Below are 8,667 nucleotides of genomic sequence, written 5' to 3' on the forward strand. Positions count from 1 at the left end.
CTGGCGGCCGATGTGGCGTGGCGCCGCCAGGGCGAGGCGCTGGAGATAGACCTGAGGCAGGTGGCGTTCTCCAACGCGGATTTGCGCGGCAAGCTGGACGGCAGCTATCGCTACGCCGGCAGCGGCGCGGGCGTGATCGACTTGAACGGCGGCATCGATCAGGTCAAGGCCGCGCGGGTGCCGGCCTATCTGCCGCACCAGGTGGGCGAGCACACCACGGCCTGGCTGCGGCGGGCTTTGCTGGACGGCGTGGCGAAAAACGTGACGCTGAAGCTGAAGGGCGATCTGGACCGCTTCCCGTTCGGCGAGGGCGGCGGCGAATTCCTGGTGGAGGCCGATGTCGAGAAAGCCAAGCTGGCGTACGAGCCGGGCTGGCCGACGATAGACGGCATAGACGCCAAGCTGCGCTTCCATAACGCCTCCATGCAGGTGCTGGGCCAACGCGCATCCACGGTGGGCGTGCCTTTGAAAAACGTGGTGGTGGCGATAGACCAGCTGGGCGCCGAGACGCCGTGGCTGAAGATAGACGGCATGGCCGAGGACCGGTTGGACCGCATGCTGGCCTTCACCGGCAAGAGCCCGGTCGATGGCTGGCTGGACGGTTTTACCAGCCAGATCCAGGCGGCGGGCGACGCGGGACTCAAACTGCAATTGGCGGTGCCGCTGGCCGGTCCGGAAACGATCCGCGTGCGCGGCGACCTATCATTCAGAAACAACCGGCTGCAGTTCAAGCATTTGCCTCTGCCCGAGGTGGACGGCGCGCGCGGCGTGCTGACTTTCACCGAGCGCGGCGTGGACAGCAAGGGCGTGCAGTTGAACGCCTTCGGCGGGCAATTGAAGCTGACCGCCCATACCGGCGCGGACAAGCGCATGCGTTTCGAGGTGGGCGGCGAGGCCGACGGCAAGAGTCTGTTGCGCCAATACCTGCCGCTGGCCGAGCCGCTGGTGTCGGGCCGCGCCCGCGTCGATGGGCGCTTCGTGGTCAAGAACGGCTTGGAAAGCCTGCAGATAGACAGCGCTCTGCAAGGGCTGGCGCTGGACGCGCCGGCGCCGCTCGGCAAGGCGGAAGGGACGCCTATGCCGCTGCAACTGCAATTGCAGCCGGCGTCCGCCCGGTTCAGCGGCGGCATGCGGCTGGAATTCTCTCTTGGCGACGCCTTGAGCGGCAAGTTGCGCCTGGATGAACATGGCGAGCTGCAGGCGGGGGCCTTGGGCTTGGGGCGCAAGGCCGGAGAGTGGCCCGCCGGCGGCTTGGCCATTCGCGCTCAGTTGCCCAGGGTGGCGCTGGAGGACTGGTGGTCGCGCCTGGCCAAGCTGGACTGGGGCAGCGGAGATGGCCGAGGCATGCAGCTGGTGCTGGATCTGAGCACGCCCGAGCTGAGCCTGGCGGGCTTCCCGCTGCGGCAGGTGGAAGCCCGCGTATCGAACAATGGCCAGGGCGGCGCGTGGAATGTGGGTTTGCATTCGAAAGAGGCGGATGGTTCAGGCAGCTATCAGGCTGGAGGCGGGGGGGAGTTGCGGGCCAATCTGGACCGGCTGTCCCTGAACTGGCCGCTGCGCAGCGGCAGCGGCGGATCAGATGGCAATAGCCTGCTGCAGCAGCAATTGCCGGCGATGAAGGTGCGCATAGGCGAGCTGTCGCTGCAAGGCCGGAAATTAGGCCAGCTGGACATGACGGCGCGCCGCAGCGGCAGCGTCTGGCTGATGGACCCGTTGCGGCTCAGTTCGCCGGACGGCGCGCTGACCGGCAGCGCGCGGGTGGACGAGCAGGGCGCGGGCCGGGTGGATAGCCGCTTCTCATTGGATGTATCCAACGCCGGCAAGCTGCTGGAGCGTTTCGGCTTGGTGGATGTGTTCCGCAACGGACAGGGTAATCTGTCCGGCCAGTTGAGCTGGCCGGGCGGCCTGAGCGATCTGGACGCCGCTCATTTGTCGGGGCAGATGGAACTGAACTTCAAGAACGGCCGCTTCGCCAAGGTCGACCCCGGCGTGGCCAGGCTGCTGGGTGTGCTCAGCCTGCAGTCCTTGCCGCGTCGGATACGGCTGGATTTCACTGACGTCTTCAGCGACGGCTTCGCATTTGATACCCTGCAAGGCAAGGCCAGCGTGCGCGACGGTGTGTTCCGCTCGGACAAGGTGGAAATGCGCAGCCCGGCGGCCGAGGTCAGCATCTCCGGCAGCGTGGATCTGGCGCAGGAGACGCAGGCGCTGCGGGTTTCCGTGCAGCCGCATGTCGCGGAAAGCGTCGCGCTGGCCGCGGGCGCCGCCTTGCTCAACCCGGTGGTGGGCATCGCCACGCTGGCAGCGCAGAAAGTGTTGCAGGATCCGGTGGGCAAAATACTGAAGCTGGAATACACGGTGAGCGGCTCGCTGCGGGACCCGCAGGTCAAGCGGGTGGGCGCGGGCGAGCCGGTCCAGAACAAGGGGAAGAAACCATGAAGCAGAAGTTCATCGCCGCCGCGGTGCAGATGGTGTCCGGGCTCGACGTGGAAGCCAATCTGGCCAAGGCGGACCAGTTGCTGGGCGAGGCCGCGGCGCGCGGCGCGCGCCTGGCCGTTCTGCCCGAGTATTTTTGCCTGATGGGCTCCAAGGATACCGACAAGGTGGCTGTGCGCGAGACCTTCGGCGACGGCCCCATCCAGCGTGCCCTGTCGGATATGGCGCGCCGCCACGGCCTGTGGCTGCTGGGCGGCACGGTGCCGCTGCGCAGCGAGGACGAGGACAAGGTGTACAACGCCAGCTTGCTGTACAGCCCGCAGGGCGAGGCGATGGCGCGTTACGACAAGATCCACCTGTTCGGCTTCACCGGGCAGGGCGAGAGCTATTGCGAATCCAACACCATCCGGCCGGGCGAGGCGCCGGTCAAGGTGGAAACGCCGCTGGCCGACATCGCGCTGGGCATTTGCTACGATCTGCGTTTCCCTGAGCTGTTCCGCCTGCTCGAGCCGTTCGATCTGCTGATCCTGCCGGCGGCCTTCACCGCCACCACCGGCCAGGCGCATTGGGAGCCGCTGCTCAGGGCGCGGGCCATTGAAAACCAGTGTTATCTGATTGCCTCCGCCCAGGGCGGAAGGCATGACAACGGCCGGCAGACGCACGGCCATTCTATGATCATCGACCCTTGGGGGCGCATCCTCGCCGAACTGCCTGGCGGCGAGGGCGTGATTGCCGCCGAGATCGACCCCGAATTGACACACTCGGTGCGAGACCGCCTGCCGGCGCTGGCGCACCGAGTCATACGCTGAAAGAACCGCCATGCAAGACGCCTTCACTATCGCCGACGATCTGCTGCTCAAGCCTTACGGCCTGGACGAAGCCGCGTTGGAGCGCACTCTGGCGCATATGCGCCATCATGAAATCGATTATGCCGATCTCTACTTCCAGTACACCCGCAACGAGGGCTGGCATCTGGAAGAGGGCATAGTCAAATCCGGCAGCTTCAGCATCGACCAGGGCGTGGGCGTGCGCGCCGTCGCCGGCGACAAGACCGCCTTCGCCTATTCCGACGCGATCAACCAGGACGCGCTGACCCGCGCCGCCGAAGCGGTGCGCGCCATAGGCAATGCCGGCGGCGACGGCAGCGCCGGCGCGGTGGAGAAGCGCAAGCCGCAATCCCTGTACCCGTCCATCGACCCCTGTCACAGCCTGGAGGCGGCGGAGAAGGTCGCCCTGCTGGAGCGCGTGGAGAAACTGGCCAAGGCGATGGACCCGCGCGTGATCCAGGTGATGGCCGGCCTGGCCATGGAATACGACGTGGTTTATGTCGCGCGCCACGACGGCGTGCGAGCCGCCGACGTGCGGCCGCTGGTGCGGATGTCGGTGATGGTGATCGCAGAGCAGAACGGCCGACGCGAGCAGGGCGCCTCCGGCGGCGGCGGCCGCTTCGACCTGGCCTATTTCGACGAAGCCGTGGTGGAGCGCTATGTGCGAGAGGCGGTCAAGCAGGCGCTGGTGAACCTGGATTCGCGGCCGGCGCCGGCCGGCCAGATGACGGTGGTGCTGGGGCCGGGCTGGCCCGGCGTGCTGCTGCACGAGGCGATAGGCCATGGTTTGGAAGGCGATTTCAATCGCAAGGGCACCTCGGCCTTCTCCGGCAAGATAGGCCAGCGCGTGGCCGCGCCGGGCGTCACCGTGGTGGACGACGGCGTGATGGGCGGACGGCGCGGCGCGCTGGCTATAGACGACGAGGGCAATCCGACGCAGCGCACCGTGCTGATCGAGGACGGCATCCTCAAGGGCTATATGCAGGACGCGATGAATTCGCGGCTGATGCAGGTGGCCCCCACCGGCAACGGCCGCCGCGAGTCTTACGCCAGCATCCCGATGCCGCGCATGACCAACACCTATATGCTGGCCGGGGAGAGCGATCCGCAGGAGATCATCGCTTCGGTCAAGGATGGCCTGTATGCGGTGAATTTCGGCGGCGGCCAGGTGGACATCACCAGCGGCAAGTTCGTTTTCTCAGCGTCTGAAGCCTGGCGTATCGAGAATGGGCAGCTGACCTATCCGGTCAAGGGTGCCACGCTGATAGGCAGCGGCCCGGAAGTGCTGAACTACGTGTCCATGATAGGCAACGATCTGCAGCTGGATCAGGGCGTGGGCGTGTGCGGCAAGGAAGGTCAGAGCGTGCCGGTGGGCGTGGGCCAGCCCACGCTGCGCATAGACGGCGGCTTGACAGTCGGCGGCACCGGGGCCTGATTTTGGCCATTTTAGGCCGGGCCTCGCGCCCGGCCTTTTATTGCTAGGGCTGGAGGCCCTGCGCCGCCAGTGCGAGCGCCAGCCGCTCCAGTCCTATGCCGAAGCCGGCCCCTTCGCGGTAAGCGCCGCCGCCGACCACCTGTTTTTGCGCGCCCAGCTCCGGCACGCGCATTTCGAACCCTTCTCCGCCCAGATAGTAACTGAGCCCGCGCTTGGCCGCGCCGTCCCGCTCGTAACGCAGGCCCAGGCTGTCCAGAAAGCCGCGGCACAGCGTCTGGCTGCGCTCAAACGCGGCTGCGGGATCCGGCCCAAGATATTCATAGCCTAGCTGAGTGAATTCCCGATAGCGGCCGGCTTGCGGCCGCTCGTAGCGATAACAGCGCGCGATGTAAAAGAATCCCGCCTCTCGCCGGCCGTTCAAAAACTCCCGGCTTCTTTCCTGAAACAGCGCGGTGGCTTCCGGTATCAGGCAGCAGGCGCGGCCCTTGCGGTCCGGGAAGGCCCACATTTGCTCCAGTATCTCGCTGCCGCCGGCTTTGGCGACAAAAGTGTCCTGTCCCCATAAGGCGGGCAGGATGGTTTCTTCCTCGCCTGCGTCAATGAAGCCAGCTCCGGAAACGGTTTTCCAACTGGCGTTGAATGGCGGCCTCGCGGCCTTGGACGATGCGGGTGCCTCGAATCATGGTCATGATGTTTTCCTTGCAGAGCGCGCGCGTTTCGCGCGGCAAATAAAAAAGGCGCCTTGCGGCACCTGTTTGGGTGGTGGCTGACGGAGGGAGCGGTTCAGTCACCGTTTTCCTTCCAGACAGCGCGCACCGTCGCGGCGCCCTTGGGCAGGCCGTGATGGTGGTGGCGATGGGTCTGGAAGCTTTTCATTCGAATATCATTGCCGTTGTCCAGCCGGGGTGTCAAGCCGAATGATGGGGCTGGCCTTAAAGCCAGCGAGCAGGCCGACGACTGGCCGAGTCTGATCTGGATCAAATTTTTAATGCCATTGGAATTTTAATCTTGCGCATCGCGCCGGATCGTCTGGGCGAATAAGCAAAATGACAAGATTGGAGTTCTGTGATGCATGGCATGAGCAAGTTTGCGTCGGCCGGCGCCTGCGCGCTGGCGTGGATGGCGTCCTCGATGGCGGGTGCGGCGACTATCACGCCGCCGGGCGCGGGAGGCGCGGCGATTCCGTTTTCCGCGGTGGGGCCGTCCACGGTCAGCAAGGGCGGCGTGGATGTGGATTGCAACGCCGTATTCAGCGGCACGGTGGACGGCGCCGGCAATATCCTGATTACCAGCGCCGCTTTCAAGGGCATTCCGGTGTGCCGGATGATCAAGGCCAGCGCCAGCGCGAGCGCGCCCTGGGTGGGCAAGGTCACCGGGCTGAACCAGCTGTCCATAGACGGCGTCATGGTCAATGTGAATACGCCCATCCTGGGCGGGCAGTGCGGCCCTAGCCAGGTGGCGGGAACGATAGGCGACAGCGGCAGCGAAACCACCATAGGCTTGTCGGCCGCGCCGCTGGCCGGCGGCTGCGCGATTTCAGCCACCTTGGGCACCACGCCTTATATGCATGTGACGCCCTGACGGGGCGGGCCGGCTCAGTCGCTCTGGAGAGAAACCGGCGTCTCGTCCTCCGCCCGCCACCAGCGGCGGGCGGCGCGCAGGGCGTAGGCGCGGCGGTAGGCGGTGGGGGTGAGTCCGGTCAGCTTGCGGAACAGGCGACGGAAAGCGCTGGGGTCTTCATAGCCGCATTGCTCGACTATGCCCGGCAGGTCCACTGTGGTGACTTCCAGCAGCAACTTGGCGCGTTCTATGCGCAACTGATGCAAGTAGTCCAGCGGGGTCATGTCGGCTACCTCTCGGAAGTGGCGCAGCAGGGTCCGGCTGCTGACCGAGGCGGCGGCGGCCACTCGCTCCAGATCGTAGGGCTCGGCCACATGCCGCTCCAGCCAGCGCCTGGCTTTGTATACCGCGCTGTCGCGGGTGGGGGTGTTCAGTAGCGCCAGCGTCTGTCCGGATTGTTCGAAGCGGGCCGGCTGGTACAGAAAGCCGTTGGCGCAGCTTTGCGCCAGAGTTTCGCCAGCGAAGTGGCGCACCAGCTCCAGGGCCAGTTCGATGGACGAGGCGGGCGCGCCGCTGCACAGCACATTGCCGTCCGCCGTTACCGGGCGGTCCATCAAGAGTTTGACCTTGGGATGGTTGTTGGAGAACCAGCCGGCGATCAGCCAAGTGATGGTGGCGTTGCGGCCGTCCAGCACGCCGGCGCGCGCCAGCATGGCGGCGCCGTTGTAATGGGTGGCGATCACGTCGCCCGCGGCATGACGGCGGGCGATCAGCGCCAGCGCCTCGGCTGACTGATCCAGCATTTGCTTCAAATGCGGCACGCTGTGCATGTCCAGCCCCGGCACCAGCAGCGCGGAGCGGCCGGCCGCCGGAGGGCTGGCTGGCGGCGGCATCAGCCATGGCGGCAGCGGCAATTCGGCGCCGGAGGCATCAAGCAAGCGCCAGCTGAACAGGGGTTTCTTTTGCCTGGGGTGGTGCAGATGCCACAGTTTGTTGGCCGCATGCAGCACATCCACGGTGGAAAACAGGCCGCCGCTGAGGCAATTGGGCAGATAAAGCAGGTCTATGCAGGCGCTCATGATGGGCTGTCTTGGCTATTTCAGCTTTAACCTTGGCGATATCAGCCTGTAAAATCAAGGTCAAATTTCCTTCATCTTCCATTCCTCCCGCTTTTCATATCCACCAGGCCCTGGATTTTTGTCAAGTCGATAGCCTGGGCATGCCTGGCGATTTCAGCTTTTTTAATGGCGTTTTTCGCCTCTCATGATGGCGATTGTCCACTCCTAGACTGGTGTGCAAGACGGCTTCATTCGGCGCTATGCCGGCTGCCGCTCGATTTTCCCACCCAGACGATCGGAGACCTTCATGAGCCAAATCCAGGGCGTCATTGCCGCCATTCGCGACTGTGAATCAGATTTCATAGCCATTCGCCACGCCATCCACGCGCATCCGGAACTGGGCTTCGAGGAGGAGTCCACCAGCCGGCTGGTGGCGGAAGCGCTGCGCGGCTGGGGATATAGCGTGACTGCCGGCATTGGCGGCACCGGCGTCGTCGGCCAATTGCGCTGTGGCGAAGGGGCTCGCCGCTTGGGCATACGTGCCGACATGGACGCCTTGCCCATACACGAGGAAACCGGCCTGCCGTACGCGAGCCGGCTGCCCGGCAAGATGCATGCCTGCGGCCATGACGGCCATACCGCCATGCTGTTGGCTGCCGCGCGCTATCTGGCGGAGACCCGCCGTTTCGACGGCACGCTGAACCTGATCTTCCAGCCCGCGGAGGAGGGCCAGGGCGGCGCGGAGCGCATGATGGCCGAGGGCCTGTTCGACCGTTTCCCCTGCGATGCGGTATACGCGCTGCATAACGGCCCAACCTTGCCGGCGGGCAGCTTCGTGGTGCAGCCGGGCGTGCTGGCGGCGTCGGCCGACATGGTGACCATCACCTTGACCGGCAAGGGCGGCCACGGCGGCTTGCCGCATACCTGCATCGATCCGGTGGTGGCGATGGCCTCCATCATTCTGGCTTTACAGACCATAGTCTCGCGCAATGTGCCGCCGGATCAGCCGGCCGTGCTGACCATAGGCGCGGCGCAAGCCGGGTCCGTGAGCAACGTCATCCCGGACAGCGCCAGGCTAGAAGCGACGGTGCGCGCTTTCAATCCGGCTATCCAGCAACTGATAGAGCGGCGCTTGCGCGAGATGGTGGCGGCGCAGGCGCAGAGCTTTGGCGTGACGGCCCAGGTTGAGTGGCGCCATGTGACGCGGGTGTTGGTCAACTCGCCGGAGGAAACCCGCATCGCGCGCGAGGTGGCGGAGGCGATGGCGGGGCCGCAAGGCATCGTGCCCCTGCCGGCCGGCGCGATGGGCGGCGACGACTTCTCCTGGATGCTGGAAAAAGTGCCCGGCTGC

At 65.6% G+C, this 8,667-nt stretch carries 7 protein-coding genes; 5 read left to right on the plus strand and 2 right to left on the minus strand.

The genetic code is table 11. The annotated features are described in order from the left end of the window. The 3 genes from C2I19_RS20835 to tldD form a co-directional block, all read left to right on the plus strand. The coding region (locus tag C2I19_RS20835) for a YhdP family protein (protein WP_158253793.1) at positions 1-2,439 on the plus strand (2,439 nt) is incomplete at its 5' end. Continuing rightward, positions 2,436-3,245 (plus strand): carbon-nitrogen hydrolase family protein, encoded by an 810-nt coding sequence (locus C2I19_RS20840; protein ID WP_103904495.1) that lies wholly within the window; start codon positions 2,436-2,438, stop codon positions 3,243-3,245. The genes C2I19_RS20835 and C2I19_RS20840, both read left to right, overlap by 4 nt. A 10-nt stretch (positions 3,246-3,255) precedes the next feature. After that, entirely contained in the window at positions 3,256-4,698 is a 1,443-nt protein-coding gene (gene tldD, locus C2I19_RS20845; RefSeq protein WP_103904496.1) for a metalloprotease TldD, read from the plus strand. A 43-nt stretch (positions 4,699-4,741) separates the two neighbouring features. Here the strand turns inward: tldD and C2I19_RS20850 are convergent, their stop codons facing one another. Continuing rightward, positions 4,742-5,299: an ATP phosphoribosyltransferase regulatory subunit gene (locus tag C2I19_RS20850; protein WP_103904497.1), complete on the minus strand. Its 558-nt coding sequence runs from the start codon at positions 5,297-5,299 to the stop codon at positions 4,742-4,744. Positions 5,300-5,775: 476 nt separating this feature from the next. On the opposite strand from C2I19_RS20850, the gene C2I19_RS20855 reads away from it, so the two are divergent. Beyond that, on the plus strand, positions 5,776-6,279 hold the full coding sequence (locus tag C2I19_RS20855) for a PraA/PraB family alkane oxidation protein activator (RefSeq protein ID WP_146056911.1): 504 nt from the start codon (positions 5,776-5,778) through the stop codon (positions 6,277-6,279). Positions 6,280-6,293: 14 nt separating this feature from the next. On the opposite strand, the gene C2I19_RS20860 is transcribed toward C2I19_RS20855, so the two are convergent. Continuing rightward, a complete protein-coding gene (locus tag C2I19_RS20860; RefSeq protein ID WP_103904499.1) occupies positions 6,294-7,337 on the minus strand; it encodes a GlxA family transcriptional regulator in 1,044 nt (347 codons plus the stop codon). Between the two features lie 286 nt (positions 7,338-7,623). Between C2I19_RS20860 and C2I19_RS20865 the strand changes: the two genes are divergently transcribed. After that, positions 7,624-8,667, plus strand: a 1,044-nt coding sequence (locus C2I19_RS20865; RefSeq protein ID WP_103904500.1) for a M20 aminoacylase family protein, incomplete at its 3' end; no start/stop codon positions are given.

The sequence above is a fragment of the Chromobacterium alticapitis genome (assembly GCF_002924365.1).
GTDB classification, from domain to species: domain Bacteria; phylum Pseudomonadota; class Gammaproteobacteria; order Burkholderiales; family Chromobacteriaceae; genus Chromobacterium; species Chromobacterium alticapitis.

What these genes read in the sequence shown, in the direction of transcription:
- C2I19_RS20840 (WP_103904495.1), top strand. Translation starts at nt 2,436, where the DNA reads ATGAAGCAGAAGTTCATCGCCGCCGCGGTGCAGATGGTGTCCGGGCTC.
- C2I19_RS20855 (WP_146056911.1), top strand. Translation starts at nt 5,776, where the DNA reads ATGAGCAAGTTTGCGTCGGCCGGCGCCTGCGCGCTGGCGTGGATGGCG.
- tldD (WP_103904496.1), top strand. Translation starts at nt 3,256, where the DNA reads ATGCAAGACGCCTTCACTATCGCCGACGATCTGCTGCTCAAGCCTTAC.
- C2I19_RS20860 (WP_103904499.1), bottom strand. Translation starts at nt 7,337, where the DNA reads ATGAGCGCCTGCATAGACCTGCTTTATCTGCCCAATTGCCTCAGCGGC.